We start from the raw sequence: 19,355 nt of genomic DNA, 5'->3' as shown, positions 1-19,355 counted from the left end.
GAGTAGAGGATTTAACCATTGAATTAAAAATAAAACCCCAAAAAAGAAAAAATTTATGAGCAGCAAAAACGAATTCCAAAGTATTGATTTTGATATGCCTAAAAATCAATCCAATGTGATAAAGGTTATTGGTGTCGGTGGAGGCGGTAGCAACGCCATTAACCACATGTTTCAGCAAGGAATAAAAGGTGTGGACTTTTATGTATGCAACACGGACGCACAGGCCTTAAAAAGTAGTGGTGTCCCCAATAAAATCCAGTTAGGTGTTAATTTGACAGAAGGTTTAGGTGCAGGAGCAAACCCCGAAGTTGGTGAGCAATCTGCGGTGGAGAGTTTTGATGAAATCTCCCAAATGTTGGATACCAATACTAAAATGGTATTTATCACTGCCGGTATGGGGGGTGGTACCGGTACCGGTGCGGCGCCTATCATTGCCAAAATGGCCAAGGATAAGGATATACTTACTGTAGGTATCGTTACTATGCCGTTTCAGTTTGAGGGCAAAATGCGTTTGCAGCAATCGCAAAAGGGTATTGAGCGTTTAAGGGCTGTTGTAGACTCATTAATCGTTATCAACAATAATAAACTGCGCGAGGTATATGGTAACCTCGGTTTCAAAGCTGGTTTTTCAAAGGCTGACGAAGTGTTGTCCACTGCTGCTCGTGGCATAGCCGAAGTAATCACCAACTACTATACCCAAAATATTGACCTCCATGATGCTAAAACCGTATTAAGCAATAGTGGAACGGCTATTATGGGCTCGTCATTGGCCTCAGGACAAAATAGGGCACAGGAGGCTATACGAAAGGCTTTGGATTCTCCATTACTGAACGATAATAAAATTACTGGAGCAAAAAATGTACTGTTGCTCATCGTTTCCGGTTCGCAAGAAATCACCATTGATGAAATAGGTGAAATTAATGACCATATTCAAGATGAGGCCGGTCATGGCGCCAACATCATTATGGGTGTTGGTGAAGATGAAGCTTTAGAGGAATCCATTTCGGTAACCATCATCGCCACTGGTTTTCATGTGGATCAGCAGGACGAAATTTCAAATACCGAAACCAAAAAGGTAATCCACCCTTTGGAAGATGAGGTTGAGGCCAAGGAAAAGGCAGAACCTGTAATCATTGAACCCGTAGTGGAGTTGGAAAAGAAGGAACCTGCTCCTGTTGTTAGGCATACTTTGGACTTAGAGGATAATGAAGAAGAATTAAGCTCAAAAGAGAATTCATTTGTCGATAAACAAAAAATAAGTGCCACTCCAAGGGATATTAACCTGATTCCCACATCAGAATTGATTAAAAATATTGATGTGGTATATGAAGAGGTGAAGCCGAATACCATGGAGGAGGAATTTGTCATCACTCCAGTTGCAACAATAGAAGAAAAGAAAGAGGAGGTTATTGATGACGATGAGCAACAAATTACCTTGACTTTTGATTTGCCGTTATCCGAGGAAACAGTAGAGGAGAAATCTGAAGATGCCATAACTTATAGTTTAGAAGATGAAGAGGTGAAAAAGATTCCAGTCAACGATTATGTCGAATTAATAACTGTAACTGAATCCAATGAGGAGGGCGATGTGCGCTATGCCCTGGACGATTATATTGAAGCAGAGTCTTCAATGAACAAAAAACAAGTGGTCGAAGAGGTTTTAGAGGAAATAGATGAAGATGTTGTTTTTGAAAAGAAAACCGTTCAGGAAGAACAGGTTGAAGAAGAAGCTGAAGAATTGGATCCAATGGATATGCCAATTTCTGAAGTTTTAAAAGAGCGTGCTGCAGAGCGTCGGCTAAAGATGAAAGATTTCAACTATCGCTTCAACAGTGCAAAAATTGACGATATAGAAAAGATACCGGCCTATAAAAGAAAGGGGATAGATTTGGATGAAACCAAACATTCTTCGGAAACCGATATGTCAAGAACAAGTATCAGTGTAGACGATAATGACGATATACAAGTAAGAAGCAATAACTCTTTTCTGCACGACAATGTAGATTAGTAAAGACCTTCTGTGTTTAACCTTATTATGTTATCATCCCGAAAAGTTTCCCTCAAGCCTTTCGGGATTCTTTTTTGATGTCGTCTTAGGACATATTTTCTTCAAACTTCCGATGTAAGGCATTCAACTTTTTTTTATCTTCGCATCGCTTTTAATTTAGAGGATATGAGTTTACAACAGGAGGTAATGGTCGCCTTAAAAAATGCAATGAAAGCAAAGGATCAAATTGCTTTAACTGCGTTGAGAGCTGTAAAATCTGCCATTCTTTTAGCCAAAACTGAAAGTGGTGCTGGTGATGAATTGACGGAGGAACAAGAGCTTAAGTTATTGCAGAAACAAGTAAAACAGCGCAAGGACAGCGCCACTGTTTACATTGAACAGGGCAGAGAAGATTTGGCGGCGCCCGAATTAGCAGAAGCAGAAATAATCAGCCAATTTTTACCAGAAGCCTTGAGTGAAGATGAAATCGAAAAGGTTGTTGTGGCTACAATTGATCAAATTGGAGCAGACGGCATGAAGGATATGGGAAAGGTTATGGGTATGGTAAGCAAAGAGCTTGCCGGCCAAGCCGACGGTAAGACTATTTCAACCATTGTAAAAGCAAAATTATCGAGTTAAATATTATAGATTCTTGCTTTCGCAGGAATGAACGGCCACGTAGCTCAGCTGAATAGAGCACTGGATTTCGGCTCCAGCGGTCGGGGGTTTGAATCCCTCCGTGGTCACGAATAAATGAAAAATTCCTGCGTCAAATCAAGCTTGTTTGAATTTGTAAGCTGGAATTTTTCATTTTCAAAGCGGAGCTTTGAGGGATATGCAATCCCTCCGTGGTCACGAATAAATAGTTCAATAAGAAAAAATGCCAAGTTTACTTGAGCATTTTTTTTTGAATTATTTTCAAGGTTGAACTTTTATTAATCTACAATATTAATATGTGCAAAGTTTGAAAGGAAAATATTAACCTAAACACTCCTCGCCAAAAGGTATTTCGGGTAATTGTAAAGGATTAATTATCATTTAGTAGAAATTCTTTTCCCTTAAGTATCAGTTTTTCAGAAAGTACAACTCCATTTTTTATTCTTTCTTTAGAAGGTTGAGCCCCGCCAACAGAGATTTGATATTCTCCCGGTTGAATAATTTTTTCACCTTTATTATTTACAATAGATAACTGCTCCTTCTTGATGTTAAACTTTAAAGTTTTCTTTTCTTTAGGCTCAAAAGAAAGACGTTCAAAAGCCACTAATGTTTTATGAGGATTATATTCATCTGCATTGGGATTCTCAATATACAATTGTATCACTTCTTCGCCTTTTAAAGTTCCAACATTTTCAACTTCAACTTCAACAGTAAAATCAGTACCGGCTTCAAGGTTTTTCGGTGTTATTAAGTTGCCGTATTTAAACTTGGTGAAGCTAAGGCCGTAACCGAATTCATATAATGGGTCTCCTTTAAAATAACGGTATGTTTTACCTTTCATATCATAATCACTAAATGCAGGTATATCGTTAATACTTTTATAGAAGGTGACTGGTAATCTTCCAGCCGGGTTGTAATCTCCAAAAATAACGTCAGCTATCGCAGTACCTCCGGCTTGCCCCGGATACCATGCCTCTATAATAGCTGGAATATTTTGATTTTCCCAATTAATTGAAAGCGCACTACCATTCAGTAATACCAATATTGTAGGTTTGCCGAGTGCTTTAATCTTTTTGATTAACTCTGTTTGTGTCTTCGGTAATTTGGTGTTAACACGATCTCCTCCTGAAAACCCATCAACCTTCACCTTCATTTCCTCACCTTCTAATAATGGACTAATACCCATGCATAAAACAACAGCATCAGCGTCCTTTGCAATGTTCAGTGCTTCTTGCTCTAAATTATCCTTAGGAGATTCCCAGAGCAATCGCATTATGGAATGCTCTGTGTTGTCTTGAATACATTCAAAACGAATTTTATAATTCTTTCCAGCTTGTAGTTTTATATATTCATATAGCTTTTTTGGATGGTGGACATCTTTTCTTTGCATTAATAGCTTATCATCTAAAAATAGTTGCATGGATGAAAAAGCTTCGCCACCCAGGGCATAATTTCCAGTTTTGTTAACAGAAAGTATACCTGACCACCTTACGGAGTAGGCGTCATAGGCTATATCTGGAAATGGAGAGATGGTTCTCCATGTAAAATCTACGGTTTTGTCAACTCGCGTATGTTTTGGTGTGCCTTCAAAGGCAATATTGTCATAATATTCAGCTTTTAAGCCTGTGGTACTTTTAGTTTCATCGGTGTACAATTCCGTACTCGGAATAGCCTCAAAGACCGGGAGGCCTTCGGCTAATTTGCATCCTGTTGCATAAACCACTTCTGCATTAGGTAGTTTATTTTGTAACCCTTTTAACGGTGTAATTGGTTCTTCAGGATAGCCATTGTAATTACCCAGCAACACCTCCAAATCATCTGCATTTGATCCAATTACGGCAATTTTTTTAATCTTGTTTTTATCAAGAGGCAATGTATTATTATCGTTCTTTAACAGTACTATAGATTTCCGGGCAGTCTCAAGTGCGGCAAGCCTATGCTTTTCAGAATCTACAACATCATAAGGGATATTCTCATATTTAACAGCGCCTTCCGGTGCAAATAAACCAAGTTTTAGGCGGGCTACCACCAACCTTTCTAAAGAAACATCAAGTTCAGCTTCTGTAATTAATCCATCTTTTACGGCCTGCACTAAACCAGGGTATGAATTGCCGCAGTTTAAATCCGTTCCTGCTTTTACAGCTAGGGCTGACGCTTCTTTCGCATCTGCGCTAATTTCGTGCGCTCCTTCATCATAAAAATCCCTGATGGCCCAACAATCGGAAACAATATAACCTTCAAAGCCCCAATCATCGCGTAACAAGCTACTTAGTTTTTTGCTCCCACAGCAGGGTTCTCCAAAATAGCTATTGTAAGCGCACATTATTGAATAAACATCGGCTTCTTTTACAACTTTTTCAAAATGAGGACTATAAGTGTTTAAAAAATCCTGAACACTAGGTTCCGCATTGAACCTATGGCGATCAACTTCAGGGCCACTATGCACAGCAAAATGTTTTGCGGTAGCTACAAGTTTTAAATAATTAGGGTCGTCACCTTGAAGCCCTTTTATAAATCTTACAGCCAGTTCTCCAGCTAGATATGGATCTTCTCCATAAGTTTCCATGCCCCGTCCCCATCTGGGATCTCTGAAGATATTAATGTTCGGTGTCCAATATGTAAGGCCTTGATATATGCCTCTTTTGCCTCGTGATGCAAATTCATGGTGTTTTGCACGGGCTTCATCTGATATGATTTCAGATATTTCACTCATTTGATTTTTGTCAAACATGGCCGCCAAACCTATGGCTTGAGGAAAAACCGTGGCTTTTCCTGCACGGCCAACACCATGCAAACACTCATTCCACCAATTGTATTCTGGTATCCCAAGTCTTTCTATGGCAGGAGATTCATAGCTCATTTGCCCAACCTTTTCTTCTAGGGTCATTAGAGCTACAAGCTCTTTGGCCTTTTTTTCAAAATTTGGGGCTTCTTTATTTTCCTGGGTATTAGTTTGAGACTTGTCGTTAGAGCATGCTGTTATAATGCTCAAAACAAAAAGGAGCACAATACGATTGTGAAAATTCATTAATTCTTTTTTTTGTTAGAGATGAATTAAATTAAGGGCAAACCCCTACATCGTCAAGATAGAATGTACCGGATACATCATCACCAGGACTAATAAACATTTGAAATCTTATATATTGCCCTGTAGGAGTAAAAGGCGTAAAATCAGGGATGCCTAAAGCTTCTGAACCTGTAAAGCCTGCAGTGGCTGTTGCAAAATCAAACCTTAATTCCTCCCATCCTGTTCCTGTATGTATAAGATTAACTTCCGCTTCGCGTTCTGTGTTGTTGTTGGGATCCTGCTGAACGGTTAGCCTCACTGGTATTTCAGTATCTGACCAAAATTTGAGTCTTACGATTTTATCATCATTTTCACCATCACTGCTAAAATCTATTGGGCCATTCATTTGTACACCAAAACCATCAAAGTTTCCTCCACCGTCTTGCGTAATTTGTAATACATTTGAAACCTCAGGGTTTGCGCCTGATGGATCGGGGTTTTGAACCGTTGCAAGATCTACACCGTTAAATCCAAAAGAGAACGCTATATTGCCATTATCCCACGTGGCTGGCATACTGAAAATTTGAGTACAGGGATCTGCAGGTGGTATAACTTCAAAAAGTTGCTCAGTTACTTTACCATTTGGAGCTATAGCCCTAATTGTGACAAAAAAAGTTTCGTCAGATTCTGGGTATAGGTACATAACTTCTTTTTCGATGCCAATGAGAATGGGCGTGTTGTCACCAGGAAGTCCCGATAGTACTTCAAAGGCCGTGGCTCCTATTGCAGTAGGACTTACAGTTACCTCGAATGGAGGTTCTGAATTATTGAAGGCTATATTTGCCTGAACACTTTGAGGGGCAGGCCCTTCCACGAGTACGGCATCAAATTCAATTTCTCTATTACAAGAGAATAATAATAAAGTTAGAACGATTAATAAAAACGGTCTCATAGTTATGGTTTATTTAAATTTATAGAACAAGATAGCCTTTTACTTGTGTTTAAAGGCGTTTAAGCATTTGCGAATAATGTTTTTGCAACATTTGAGGTTTAAAATGCTACATATTTTATTGTAATTAGTTTTAAATTACATTTATTTCACCTCTAAATGCAACAAAATTTATGATAATCATGAAAAGTCATTTTCTGAAATTTTATAGAAATATACTGTTAGCCATATTCATTTTAAATATGATTGATAGTTATTCCCAAATAGACTTTACTACTTTGGAGTTCAATATGGTTGAAAAAAATATATTTCAACGCCCAATCACTTCTATAGTTCATGACAGGCATGGTTTTTTGTGGATAGGTACTGATGGTGCTGGTTTGTATAAATATAATGGTTTCTCTTATACCTATTTTGGGCATCATATAGATGACCTCAATAGTATTAACAGTAATTCTATAACGGCTATGTTTTTGGATAGCGCTGGGCAATTATGGATTGGAACGGATGCAGGATTGTGTGCATATAACGAAAAGCAGAATTCATTTAAGCGGTTTAACTCTGTGTACTTTAACAGTTCAGAAAACGCTTATGTTAGTGTCTTGAGTTTCGCTGAATACGAAAACAGGTTTCTTGTAGGTACTTATGATGGTATCATGGTGTTGGATTTGGAGAGCGGTCTGTTAAAGGATTACGGATTAGAAGGACATGGGGTTTTGGATTTGCAATTTTCTGCTAAGGGGAATTTGTACGCAGCTACAGATCTCGGGTTAAAAGTGGAGCGATATCATCAATTGGGGGAGTTTGAGGAGGTAAATCTGGTTGATGATGTGTTACAGGAACATGTAACGAGCCTGCACGTTGATAAACGCGAGGTTCTGTGGGTCGGAACATTAAAAAGTGGGACATTTAAAGCTGATTTGAAAAAATCGCTTATTGCCTTTGATAAGTTAGATATTCCTAATAGTGCCACCATGGACATTATAAGTGGCTTAGACCAGGTTTTTGTGTCCGTAGAAAATGAAGGTCTGTTCGTTTTGGATCAAGCGGGAGAATTAGTAAAGCACTATTGGTATAGCGTTAAGAATAGAAATGGCGTTGGTTCAGATTCCGTTTGGTCTATGTTTTTAGATAATGAGAATAGGCTATGGCTGGGGTATTACGAAAATGGCTTAGGCTTTTTTGACGAACACTATAATAAGTTTGAGTCTATCGTAAGGAAGGAGGAGGGAAATAGCATTCATACCAATGAAATAAAGGCTTTTGCTAAAACAGAGGAAGGGAATGTATGGATAGCGCAAATAAATGGAATTGATATTTTAAATACTAGTACTGGTACTATAACCAATGTTTACGGTAATGAAAGCTCAGAATATACGGGCCTGAAAAAAGGGCTGTATATTGAAGATGTTTTTATCGATAGCAGAGGTAATATTTGGGTGGCAACCTGGGGAGATGGGCTTTTTTTTCTAAAAAAGGGGGGTAAAACTTTTTCAAACTTCAATAAAGTAAATACTTCTGGAGTTCTAAAAACCAATAAAGTGAGGTGTTTTGCTGAAGATGGTACCGGTAAGGTTTGGATAGGTTCTTTTTTGGAGGGTGTTTTTTACTTTGATTATAGTACAGGAAAAATTCATTCGCCAAGTGGGGAGTTTTATGCTGGTTCAGAAGTTGTAAACAAGGATGTTAAGGTAATGCACAACGATAGTTCTGGTTATATTTGGGTAGGAACATCATCAGGTCTTTATCACATCGAAAGCCAAAACAATAGTGAATACCTGGTTACAGCCCATAACGACTCCATTTCATCTAAATTTGCCGGTCATCCAAGTTCAAATAGGATTTTAGATATCTATGAAACACAAGACGGAACGCTATGGTGCGGCACAAATGGAGGGGGTTTATTTGAGTTTAAAAGAAACAAGAAACGTTTTGAGTCCTTTCAACTCGAAGGGTTCGATCTTTCATTTGTAAATACCATTTTTGAACCTGTAAAGAACGAATTGTGGGTTAGTAGTAAACAGGGAGTTCTGAAAATTAATCGAGAAACCAAGGATGTTGTCCAGTTCACTACAAATGATGGATTGCTAGAAAACTTTTTGACAGATCGAGCGGCAATATTAGATAATGATAACAATCTATACTTAGGGACAAAGAGTGGTGTCAATATTATAAATCCGCAAAATATAGCTTACAACCCTTATTTAGCTAAGCCATATCTAAAAGGTGTAAAATTATTTAATAAACGGGTAAACAAAAGTGATAAGGACAGCCCATTAGCAATTAAAAGTGATACTAATATAATATCCTTAAAGCATGATCAGCGTGTTGTTACCATAGATTATGGCGCCATAAGTTTTACTAGGCCAGAAAAGAACCAGTATGCCTACCTTTTAGAAGGTTTTGAAGAAGATTGGAACTACGTTGGGTCCAAAATGAACGCCACTTACACTAACCTAGAGCCGGGAGATTATACATTTAAGTTAAAAGCTTCAAACAATGACAATGTATGGAATGATGCTTCAGCCATTCTTAAAATACAAGTACAATCTCCATGGTGGAAAACGATATGGGCCTACATTGCGTACGTTCTTTGTTTAGGTTTTTTAGTTTTCATTGGGATGTATTATTACCGCAAACGTGTAAATGAAAGAAACACGTTTAGACTTGAAAGAGAGCGAAGAAAACAAAAAGTGGAACTGCAGCAACAAAAGCTTCAATTCTTTACAAATATTTCACATGAGTTTAGAACACCACTTACCTTAATAATAAACCCCATAAAGGAGCTTATAGAAGGGCAAAATTCAGAGGTATCAAAACCTGTCCAACAAAAATATCATATCATTTATAAAAATGCTGAACGCCTTTCCAGACTAATTAATGAGCTAATGGATTTTAGAAAGCTACAATCCAACAAGCTTCAATTAAAGGTAAGTCAATTCAATATTGTAAAAAGTACGAAGAATATTCTTAGTTTTTTTAATGAAGAATCCAAGAGAAGGTCAATTCAATTAGATTTAAAATACGAAAATGTAGAATTTAATATTTGGGCAGATAAAGGGATATTAGACAAGGTATTATTCAACTTGTTGTCAAACGCCTTTAAAGTTACCCCCAACAAAGGAAAGATAAGAGTAAAGATTGTTTCCGTAAATAAAAAGGTACTGCCTTTGATAAATAAGGATATGCCTATACCAGTTGTGGAGATTAGTGTAAAGGATAATGGCCCAGGTATTGATCAAAAAGATTACAACAGAATTTTTGAAAGATTTTATCAAGTAGGAGAGCTAAATAAGTCATACTATGGTAGTACTGGCGTTGGTTTAGATATGGTTAAAGATTTTATTAAGCTTCATAAAGGTTTGATAGAGGTAGAGAGCGAATTGGGGAAAGGATCTATTTTTAAGGTATTCTTGCCTTATGAAAAAGAGTATTTTGAAGCTGATGAATTTTCTTTAAGGCAAATAGATAGAATCGCCCCATTACCTGAAAACTCAAAGCCTAAAACATATAATATTGAAGATATTCTTTCAGAAAAAGAGTTGAAAAAAAAGTTGCTCATTGCAGAGGATAATGTGGATCTTCAAGATTACCTCGTGTCAATTTTAAAAGAAGAATACGATTTGGTTGTAGCATCAGACGGTCAAGAAGGATGGCTAAAAACTATGGAGCATGTCCCAGATATAATCATTTCAGACTTGATAATGCCAATTATGGATGGTATAGAGTTTTGTAAAAAAGTTAAGAATGACCCTAACCTAAGTAGAATACCAGTAGTAATGCTTACAGCAAAAAACCTTAGTGAAGATAGGATAAAGGCAATAAAAGGAGGTGCCGATGCCTACGTAGTTAAGCCTTTTGATAATAACGAGCTAATGGTGGTTCTTGAGGAGCTTCTTTCAAAAAGCGAAAAACTAACCGAGAAAAATGCTCATATAGCTTCTTTAAATGAAGAAAAGAAGGAGGCAGATTTGGATAATGACTTTATTCAAAAAGTTCTAGGATTTATATCTGAAAATATTGAAAACCCTGCTTTAAACGTAGAAAAACTGTCTTCTCACCTTTGTTTAAGTAGGAGTCAGGTTTATCGAAAGATAAAATTATTAACGGGTTTGTCGCCTATACAGTTTATCAGACGGGTAAGGTTAGAAAGGTCTAAGGTGATTTTTCAAAATGATAAAAACATAAATGTAAGTGAAGTGGCCCATAAGGTAGGTTTCCTGTCTGCATCATATTTTACAGTATGTTACAAAAAGCAGTTTGGAGAGTTACCCAAGGGCAAGAAAATTGACTAAAAACTTTTTTGGTTTACACTTCATGTTGAACCTGTGTCCTTTTTTTAAAAAACGCTATAAAACGTAACTATTTATAGAAAATGTTTAAATGCAACATTTGAAATATTTATTGCATCAAATAAAATGCTCCTATTGCAATTACTAAATATAACTTGCAATCAACAAAAGTTTTAGACGTCATTAACTTGATATTTGTCAAGATAAAAATCACAAACTAAAGCTATCTAATCTAAACTAACTAACATGAAATTAAAGAACTTATGTGCTGTTTTCTTTTTGGCTATTGCAGGTCAGATGTTTGGCCAAACGGTTACTGGATCAGTTACTTCAAATGGAGGTCCATTACCGGGAGCTAATGTTACAGTAAAAAATCAATCTAAAGGTGTTGTTACGGATTTTGACGGAGCGTACACGCTCGATAATCTTAGTAATGGCGATGTTATTTTGTATTCTTTCGTTGGATTTATTTCTAAAGAAGTAACATATTCGGGCCAAAAAGAGATAAACGTTTTTCTGGATGAAGACTTGGTCGGTCTGGATGAGGTGGTTATTGTAACCTACGGGACGCAAAGAAACACACCTGTTTCAGTAGTGAAATCTGAAGACCTTAGTGAATTTCCTACTGCCGATTTGGGTCAGGCACTGCAAGGACGAGCTGCTGGTGTAACCATTACAAATGGAGGTTCTCCAGGATCACAAACCCTGGTACAGATACGCGGGGTTAACACATTTGGAGATGGTACACCACTGTATGTTATTGATGGTGTTTTTACCAATAGTATCAATAGTTTGGATATGTCAAGTGTAGAGAAGGTTGATATTTTAAAGGATGCAGCCTCTCTAGCCGTTTATGGTTCAAGAGGAACTAATGGTGTGGTTTTAATAACAACCAAAAAAGGAAAGGTAGGTAAGGCATCCTTTACAGTACAGGCCTCTACTGGAATTCAGGAGTTTAACAGAAGGTACGACCTTATGAATACTGCGCAGTATATTCAATTCTTGAGAGAAGTAAATGCACTAGCAGGACAAAATGGAGGGCCGGATGATCCAATAGAAAGAGTAAATGATGACCCATTGTTTAATGGTAATGGTGTGGATACCGATTGGCAGGATGCGTATTTTAGACAAGCACCTATGTATAACGTTAGTGCTAATATAAATGGGGGTAGTGAAAAAGCTAAATTTAATGTTGGTTTTTCAAGGTTAAGTCAGGACGGTGTGTATATAGATACCGGTTTTGAAAGAACAACAGTAAATATTAATACAGATGCCAGCATTGCAGACTGGATGGATATTGGGCAAACCTTAGCTTTAGCGCAAAGCGAAACCATCTTTCCAGAAAGAGCAGAAGGAAGAGACCCTTTGCAGAACATTATCGGGCAGGCACCTTATGTACCTATTATTGACGAAAATGGTCTTTTTGGCGGAACTACTTCAGGAGATCTAAACGATTCAAGAAATCAAGTACGTATTCAGAATACAAATGATAACTTAAATAGGTTTTCCTCTGTTATTGGTAGTATATACGCCAATATTAAATTAGCCAAAGGACTTACTTTCAGGACTCAGTTTGGGCTTAATGCTAATTTAACGCTCGTGGATGCACAGAATAGAAGTTTCGCAGAATCGGGAGGTAGATTTGAAAACCCCATAAATTTTATTTCCAAGACCAGACGAACAGTTGTTCAGACGGTACTTACTAATACTTTGGCTTATGATAGGGATTTTGACAAACACTCTGTCAATATTTCTGCTGTTTCAGAGCGAATGCAAATTAAAACAGAATCGGCATCTATTTCTGATAATAATATAGAATCGCCAAACCTTACCGAGGTGTTTTCTCCTAACGCTAGGGCTACATCCTTATTATTGGAAGATAATTTGAATTCTATACTGTTTCTTGGCGGTTATGAGTTTGATAATAGGTATTCTATAAGTTTTTCTGGACGAAGAGATACATTTTCCCGTTTTGCACCCGGAAATGCGTCCCAATGGTTTTTTTCTGGATCTTTAGGTTGGGATGTAACCAAAGAGTCCTTTTTTAAGGTAGATTGGATCAATAGTTTAAAGCTAAGAGCAAGTTACGGCGAAACTGGAAATAACAGAACAGGAAACACCTTAAATCCATTCACATCTACGCTAGGGGTAAACCAACCTTATGTTATAGGAAATGAGACAGTTACGGGGATTACTCCCAATAATTTGCCAAACCCCGATATCTTATGGGAAACTCAAATTAAGCAAAATTATGGTTTTAATCTTGGCCTATTAAACGACCAGATCCAAATAGGTGTTGATTATTATAAAAACAAAAGTGAAGATCTTTTAGTTCCAGTAGACACAGAGCCTAGTTCTGGAGTCCTTGGTAATAATTTAACAGGTGTTTCTGTAACGCGTAATATTGGAATTGTAGAAGTTGATGGTTTTGAAGTTACGTTGGGTTACAATGATTATGAGGGAGAGTTTAAATGGAATTTTTGGGCCAATGTAACAACAAACCAAAGCACTGTGACAAGGTTAGACGGCGTTAATAATGAACCAGTAGAAAGAGCAAGACTTAATCCTCCGTTTGCTGCACCTCTTAATAGGTTAGCGGTTAATGAAGCACCTTTTCACTTTTTTGGTTTGGTAGCAGATGGTGTATATTCTACACAAGATGAGGTAGATGCATATTTGCCTAATAACAACGATACAGCCGTACCAGTGCAACCAGGTGATGTTAGATATGTAGATATTAATGAAGATGGAAAAATTGACTTAGAGGACAGGGCAGTGATTGGAGATCCCAATCCTGATTTTACATATGCTATTAATCTTAGAGCAGAATATAAAGGTTGGGATTTTAATGTGTTGTTCAATGGCGTACAAGGTGTTGATGCCTTCAATAGTAATATTTACTATTTAGAAGGGCTAGATAACGGATTGAATTACGGTACGCGTGTAATGCGCAGATGGCAAAATGAAGGAGATGTCACGGACATTCCTAGATTTAGGTTTGGTTCAAACGTTAATAACGAAATTTCATCCCGTTATGTTGAAGATGCTTCCTACCTAAGATTGAGAAACGTTACCATTGGTTATAACCTTCCCGGTAATTGGATAAATAAATCGGGCAATGGTATAATTAAAAAGCTAAGGATTTATGTACAAGGTCAGAATTTGTTAACTTTTACTGATTACACAGGTCTCGATCCGGAAATTGCACCTTTTTATAACGCCCAAGGTCTTGTAGATGGATTAGGAATTGATAGAAGTGCGCAACCAAGACCAATTACCGTGTTGAGCGGCATTCAAATAGAATTTTAAATCAATAGAATTGTTAAGATGAAAAAAATTAGTAATTATTGTTTAAAGTGCGCAACGCTATTCTCTTTAGTTTTACTTGTGGCATGTGAAGACTATGTCGCTGTAGAGAATACTAACGCATTAAACCCTGAGATTTTCTTTGAGTCTCGAAGTCAAGTTGAAGCGGCGGTAAATGCAAGTTATAACCAATTCCAGACCTTATATCAACGGGTGGGTTATATTTTTCCAGACGCAATGTCTGATGAGGTGGTCTCTAGTGGAGACCCTAACTTTGCACCTTATAATAGATTTGAGTTTAATGCAACCCTTGATAATATAGCATTGTATTGGACGGCTTGTTTTAATGGTATTGGCGCGTCTAATTTTGTTATACTCAATGAAGACAGAATGAGGGCTAATGCAGCAACTTCGGATTTTTCAGATGAAGATGTTGATAATGCTTTAGGGCAGGCCTATTTTTTAAGGGCACTATATTATTATTATCTGGTAAAGCGTTTTGGTGGCGTTCCAATAAAATCTGATGCTGTAAATACATTGTCATCTCAACCAAGAGCTACAGCTGATCAGGTGTATAACCTAATCATAACAGATTTACAATTGTCCACCAGTTTAACGTTGCCAAAAGGTAGAACCGACGTAGGGCGAGTGACCAAAGAAGCTGCTTTTGCAATGCTGGGAAAAGTGTATTTGCATAGGGAGATGTATCCAGAAGCTAAGGAAGCCTTTAGTAATGTAGTAAATCATAGTTTGCTTCCCTTAGAGCAGTATCGTGATAACTTTAGTGAAACTGGAGAGTATAATGATGAGTCTATGTTTGAAGTGGGGTATAATGGAGAGGTAGGTACTGAAACAGAGCGATGGGCGCAAACAGGTGTAGGCACATCAGAAGTAACGTTCCGATCTCAAGATTACACAGGTTGGGCTAATGCAAGGCCCTCTACTAAAATTATTGAAGAATTTGAAGAGGACGACCCTAGATTGGATGTTGCCATTCTTGTGGATGAAGAAAATACGTATGGTCCTGGTGATGCCTTTCAATTCCCGTGTCCCGGATGTGTCGGGGGACCAGTTTGGTATAAGTTTTCACAATTATACGATAATCAAAATGTTTCTGAAAACAGTGGTGTAAATGTAAGAATATTGAGATATGCAGATGTTGTACTAATGCAAGCAGAAGTTGAAATGAACCTAAATAATAATGCAGGAGCTGTAGATTTCCTAAATCAGATAAGAGATAGAGCAGGCATGCCAAGATATGGCTCGGCAACTATGGATGCGCGAGGTTTTCCAGTAAATACAAAAGAACAAATTTTTAATGCTATTGTACATGAAAGGTTTGTTGAACTGTGTGGAGAGCAAGTGCGTTTTGATGATTTGGTAAGATGGGATTTGGACGATCAGGAACTGTCCGTATTCCCGGATGAGAACTTTGATAATCCAGATCCATCACTGCGAGGCACCAGAAATTATGACCCTTCAGTACACCGAGTTATGCCAATACCGCAGAATGAAATTGACGCCAACCCAGAAATAAGCGGAGAGGATCAGAATACAGGATATTGAAAGAGTTATTTGTTTAGTTTAATTTAGTTCAAAAATGGGCGAAAGTTTTTCTTTTCGCTCATTTGTCTTTAATTTAAACACCTTAAGAAAAGTTATTAAAGTGAAGATTATGTTGCGAGCAATTTTGATACTGCTTTTTGTGTCAACTGCACTTGGTTGTAGAGAAAATGATACTAATGAGCAAAACTTAAATAATGCTGTTAAGGAAAAGGTTTTTACTAAGCTTTTATCAAAGGATACGGGAATAGCTTTTAAAAATCAATTAGTTGAGAATGACACCATCAATTACTTCACTTATCCATATATATACATGGGTGGAGGTGTCTCTGCAGGGGATATTAATAATGATGGACTTACAGATTTGTTTTTCACGGGCAATATGGTGGATAATAAACTTTATCTCAATCAAGGAGGCCTCAAGTTCAAAGATATTACTCTAGAATCTGGCCTTTCCGGAGACAGACGATGGTACACGGGTACAACCATGGCAGATGTTAATGGTGATGGCTTAATGGACATATATTGTTTAGCCTCGGGTCTTTCAGGAAACAAAAAAAACCAGCTTTTTATCAATCAAGGAGATAATACATTTATAGAAAGTGCGGCTAATTTTGGTTTAGATGACGCTGGAAATAGTGTTGACGCCACATTTTTTGATTTTGATAATGATGGCGATCTTGATGTTTACGTCGCTAATTATCCCATTACTCCATTCGAATACAACAGCTATCATTACAAGATGCGCATGGATAGGGTAACAGATTTAGAAACGGATAATTTGTATAGAAATGATGGTGGAAAATTCACTAAAATTACAAACAGTGCAGGTGTTAGGTTATATAGCCTTTCCTTAAGTGTGACCGCCTCTGATATAAACAATGATGGCTGGATCGATCTTTATATTTCCAACGATTTTGGAACGCCAGATTGCTTATACATCAACCAAAAAGATGGCACCTTCAAGAACGAAATCAAGAGTGCCACCGCGCATACCTCCTTTTATGGTATGGGAGTCGATATAGCGGATTTTAATAACGATGGCCATGTGGATATTATCCAAATGGATATGGATGCCGCCTCAAACAGACGCTCCAAAGCGAATATGGCAAGTATGAATCCTGAGCTTTTTGCAAATATAGAGCGCGTTGGGTTTCAGTACCAATATATGCAAAATACGCTTCAGCTTAATACGGGGCTTAATCATCAAGGGATTCCAAAATTTAAGGATATTTCGCGTTTAGCAGGCGTTTCTTCTACAGATTGGAGTTGGGCACCGCTGTTGGCCGATTTTGATAATGACGGCTATAAAGACCTGTTTGTTTCTAACGGTACACGTAGAGAGATAAACAATAAAGACTATTTTGAGAGCCTTCGAGGTGAAAAAAAACATAAGGATAGTTTGTTGATCAAAAGCCTTAACATCCCAACAGAACCTATCGATAATTATATTTTTAAGAATAATGGAGATCTTACATTTTCAAAAAGTAGTGCAGATTGGGGTATTGAAGGCAAGGGCTTTTCTAATGGTGCCGTTTATGTGGATTTGGATAATGATGGGGATTTAGAGTTGGTTACAAATAATATAGATGATTATGCGTCTCTATTTGAAAATCATAGTGCACGCATTAACAACCATGTTACAATAGCGTTTAAAGGTAGTGCTAAAAACACCTATGGTATAGGGGCTAAAGTGCATCTTTACCATAACAACAAGCATCAAGTTCAGGAAGTGTCTCTAAGTCGCGGATTTCAGTCATCGGTAGCGCCAAAACTTCATTTTGGATTGGGTAAAGATGATACAATTGATAGTTTGATTGTGGTATGGCCGAATCAAAAAAGCCAAAAAATAACAGATGTCAAAATCAACACTGCAATATTCCTGGATGAGAATCAGGCCGAGGGAAGCGTTGAGAAAAATAATAGAAACATTGCGAGTCATTTATTTAAGAGCTACACGGACACTTTAGCTTTGTATAAGCACAAAGAAAATATCTATGACGATTTTAAAAAGGAAATCCTTTTGCCACATAAAACGTCCCAATTTGGTCCCGGTTTATCAGTGGGCGATTTAAATGGTGATGGTTTGGATGATTTTTATGTTGGCGCCGCATCAAAATACCCAGGAGGCTTATTTTTTCAGAAAGCTGACGGCACTTTTGAACAACAAAAATTTAAGATACTACTTGAGGATAGAAAACATGAAGATATTGGTTCGTTAATTTTTGACGCGGATAACGATGGCGATAATGACCTTTACATTGTTAGCGGTGGAAATGAATTTAAGAGTGGATCGCCGATGTTACAGGATAGACTTTATGTAAATCAAGGTAACGGTGAATTTATCAAAAGCTACAACGCATTACCGCCGATTAGCGAGAGTGGCAGTAGAGTTTACGCTTTTGATTTTGATAAGGATGGCGATCAAGATTTATTTGTGGGCGGCAGGCTTGTGCCTTCAAATTATCCGTACCCAGCCTCTAGTTATATTCTTGAAAATATAAGTGAAGTGGATCAACCTAAATTTAGGAATATAACTCAGAAAGTTGCTCCTGAGTTGAGTAGAATTGGTTTAGTAACTGCTGCGCAATGGTTTGATTACGACAATGACGGTTGGGAGGACCTCGCAGTTACGGGGGAATGGATGCAGGTTAGGATTTTTAAAAATGATAAAGGACAGCGTTTTACCGAAACTACTGAAAAACTCGGCTTGGATGAAACAAGAGGTTGGTGGTTTAGTCTAGTGGCTGATGATATTGATAATGATGGTGATATTGATTTAGTTGGAGGAAATCTCGGGGATAATTACAAGTATAAAGCTTCGGATGAGGCTACTTTTGATATCTACTTAAACGATTTTGACGGTAACAGGACTAATGATATCGTGTTAAGTTATTATAACGAAGGGAAACAGTATCCTGTAAGAGGTAGGGAATGCTCTTCGCAACAAATGCCATCAATTAAAAAGAAATTTAAAAATTATAATGAGTACTCTACAGCAACGCTGGTTGATGTTTACAATGAGAAAAAACTTGAGAATGCGATACACTATCAGGTTTCTTCATTCAAAAGCGCCGTTTTTGAAAACGACAATGGTAAGTTTGTTAGGCGCGACTTACCTTTATGGGCGCAAATTGCACCTACCAATCAAATATTGATTAATGACTTTGATGCAGATGGCATTAAGGATATGGTTCTTGGCGGTAATTTATATGCTTCGGAAGTTGAGACGCCTAGGGCAGATGCCGGTTATGGAACGTTTTTAAAAGGGGAAAAAGATATAGGCTTTAAAACTTTAAGTGCTGAAAAAACGGGACTTTTTATTGACGGCGATGTAAAAGACCTTGCGATGATTCAGGTTCAAGGCAAGCCATATATTTTAGTAGCAAAAAATAATGATTTCTTGAAGTTTGTTGCTGTACTCTAAGGTATTGCATTTCCTGATACATACGACAAGTAGTGCTTCTAGCAAAAAGGCTTAGTGATGCAAAAAAGATCAGTATGCCGGCAGATTTGCCCACGTTAGGGATAGTAGTGGAAAGCCCACAGCGAAGTCCCGATAGGGCTACGCGAGGACTTGTAGCGGATAGCCCG

General features: G+C 37.6%; 8 protein-coding genes and 1 tRNA gene. 7 read left to right on the top strand and 2 right to left on the bottom strand.

Features of this window, described 5'->3' with window-relative positions:
- The first annotated feature begins 55 nt into the window (after window positions 1-55).
- The 3 genes from ftsZ to ACFSR8_RS11815 all read left to right on the top strand — a co-directional run bounded on the left by ftsZ (window position 56) and on the right by ACFSR8_RS11815 (window position 2,733).
- On the top strand, window positions 56-2,008 hold the full coding sequence (gene ftsZ / locus ACFSR8_RS11825) for a cell division protein FtsZ (protein WP_380292278.1): 1,953 nt from the start codon (window positions 56-58) through the stop codon (window positions 2,006-2,008).
- A gap of 165 nt (window positions 2,009-2,173) precedes the next feature.
- Complete coding sequence (locus tag ACFSR8_RS11820; RefSeq protein WP_380292276.1) at window positions 2,174-2,626, top strand: GatB/YqeY domain-containing protein; 453 nt, start codon at window positions 2,174-2,176, stop codon at window positions 2,624-2,626.
- 33 nt (window positions 2,627-2,659) lie between these two features.
- Window positions 2,660-2,733: transfer RNA gene (locus tag ACFSR8_RS11815), tRNA-Arg, on the top strand.
- 281 nt (window positions 2,734-3,014) lie between these two features.
- Here ACFSR8_RS11815 and ACFSR8_RS11810 read toward each other — a convergent pair.
- Together ACFSR8_RS11810 and ACFSR8_RS11805 are read right to left on the bottom strand one after the other, a co-directional pair.
- The gene (locus ACFSR8_RS11810; RefSeq protein ID WP_380292274.1) at window positions 3,015-5,672 is read right to left on the bottom strand and encodes a glycoside hydrolase family 3 C-terminal domain-containing protein; all 2,658 of its coding nucleotides are present in this window, start codon (window positions 5,670-5,672) and stop codon (window positions 3,015-3,017) included.
- A 31-nt stretch (window positions 5,673-5,703) separates the two neighbouring features.
- Window positions 5,704-6,603: a hypothetical protein gene (locus tag ACFSR8_RS11805; RefSeq protein WP_380292272.1), complete on the bottom strand. Its 900-nt coding sequence runs from the start codon at window positions 6,601-6,603 to the stop codon at window positions 5,704-5,706.
- A gap of 179 nt (window positions 6,604-6,782) precedes the next feature.
- On the opposite strand from ACFSR8_RS11805, the gene ACFSR8_RS11800 reads away from it, so the two are divergent.
- From ACFSR8_RS11800 to ACFSR8_RS11785, 4 genes are all read left to right on the top strand, one after another.
- Window positions 6,783-10,895: a hybrid sensor histidine kinase/response regulator transcription factor gene (locus ACFSR8_RS11800; RefSeq protein ID WP_380292270.1), complete on the top strand. Its 4,113-nt coding sequence runs from the start codon at window positions 6,783-6,785 to the stop codon at window positions 10,893-10,895.
- A 243-nt stretch (window positions 10,896-11,138) separates the two neighbouring features.
- Window positions 11,139-14,201, top strand: coding sequence for a SusC/RagA family TonB-linked outer membrane protein (locus ACFSR8_RS11795; RefSeq protein WP_380292268.1), 3,063 nt, complete (start codon window positions 11,139-11,141; stop codon window positions 14,199-14,201).
- Between the two features lie 18 nt (window positions 14,202-14,219).
- On the top strand, window positions 14,220-15,764 hold the full coding sequence (locus ACFSR8_RS11790; protein ID WP_380292266.1) for a RagB/SusD family nutrient uptake outer membrane protein: 1,545 nt from the start codon (window positions 14,220-14,222) through the stop codon (window positions 15,762-15,764).
- A gap of 109 nt (window positions 15,765-15,873) precedes the next feature.
- Window positions 15,874-19,188: an FG-GAP-like repeat-containing protein gene (locus ACFSR8_RS11785; RefSeq protein WP_380292265.1), complete on the top strand. Its 3,315-nt coding sequence runs from the start codon at window positions 15,874-15,876 to the stop codon at window positions 19,186-19,188.
- The last annotated feature ends 167 nt before the right edge of the window (window positions 19,189-19,355 follow it).

Source organism: Hyunsoonleella rubra, assembly GCF_042684665.1.
GTDB classification, from domain to species: Bacteria; Bacteroidota; Bacteroidia; order Flavobacteriales; family Flavobacteriaceae; genus Jejuia; species Jejuia rubra.
The sequence above is the reverse complement of the archived record's forward strand: the minus strand, read 5'-3'. Positions and strand labels throughout refer to the sequence as shown.

Coding starts and splice junctions, on each gene's coding strand:
- ACFSR8_RS11800 (WP_380292270.1), top strand. CDS start 6,783: ATGAAAAGTCATTTTCTGAAATTTTATAGAAATATACTGTTAGCCATA.
- ACFSR8_RS11790 (WP_380292266.1), top strand. CDS start 14,220: ATGAAAAAAATTAGTAATTATTGTTTAAAGTGCGCAACGCTATTCTCT.
- ftsZ (WP_380292278.1), top strand. CDS start 56: ATGAGCAGCAAAAACGAATTCCAAAGTATTGATTTTGATATGCCTAAA.
- ACFSR8_RS11805 (WP_380292272.1), bottom strand. CDS start 6,603: ATGAGACCGTTTTTATTAATCGTTCTAACTTTATTATTATTCTCTTGT.
- ACFSR8_RS11810 (WP_380292274.1), bottom strand. CDS start 5,672: ATGAATTTTCACAATCGTATTGTGCTCCTTTTTGTTTTGAGCATTATA.
- ACFSR8_RS11795 (WP_380292268.1), top strand. CDS start 11,139: ATGAAATTAAAGAACTTATGTGCTGTTTTCTTTTTGGCTATTGCAGGT.
- ACFSR8_RS11820 (WP_380292276.1), top strand. CDS start 2,174: ATGAGTTTACAACAGGAGGTAATGGTCGCCTTAAAAAATGCAATGAAA.
- ACFSR8_RS11785 (WP_380292265.1), top strand. CDS start 15,874: ATGTTGCGAGCAATTTTGATACTGCTTTTTGTGTCAACTGCACTTGGT.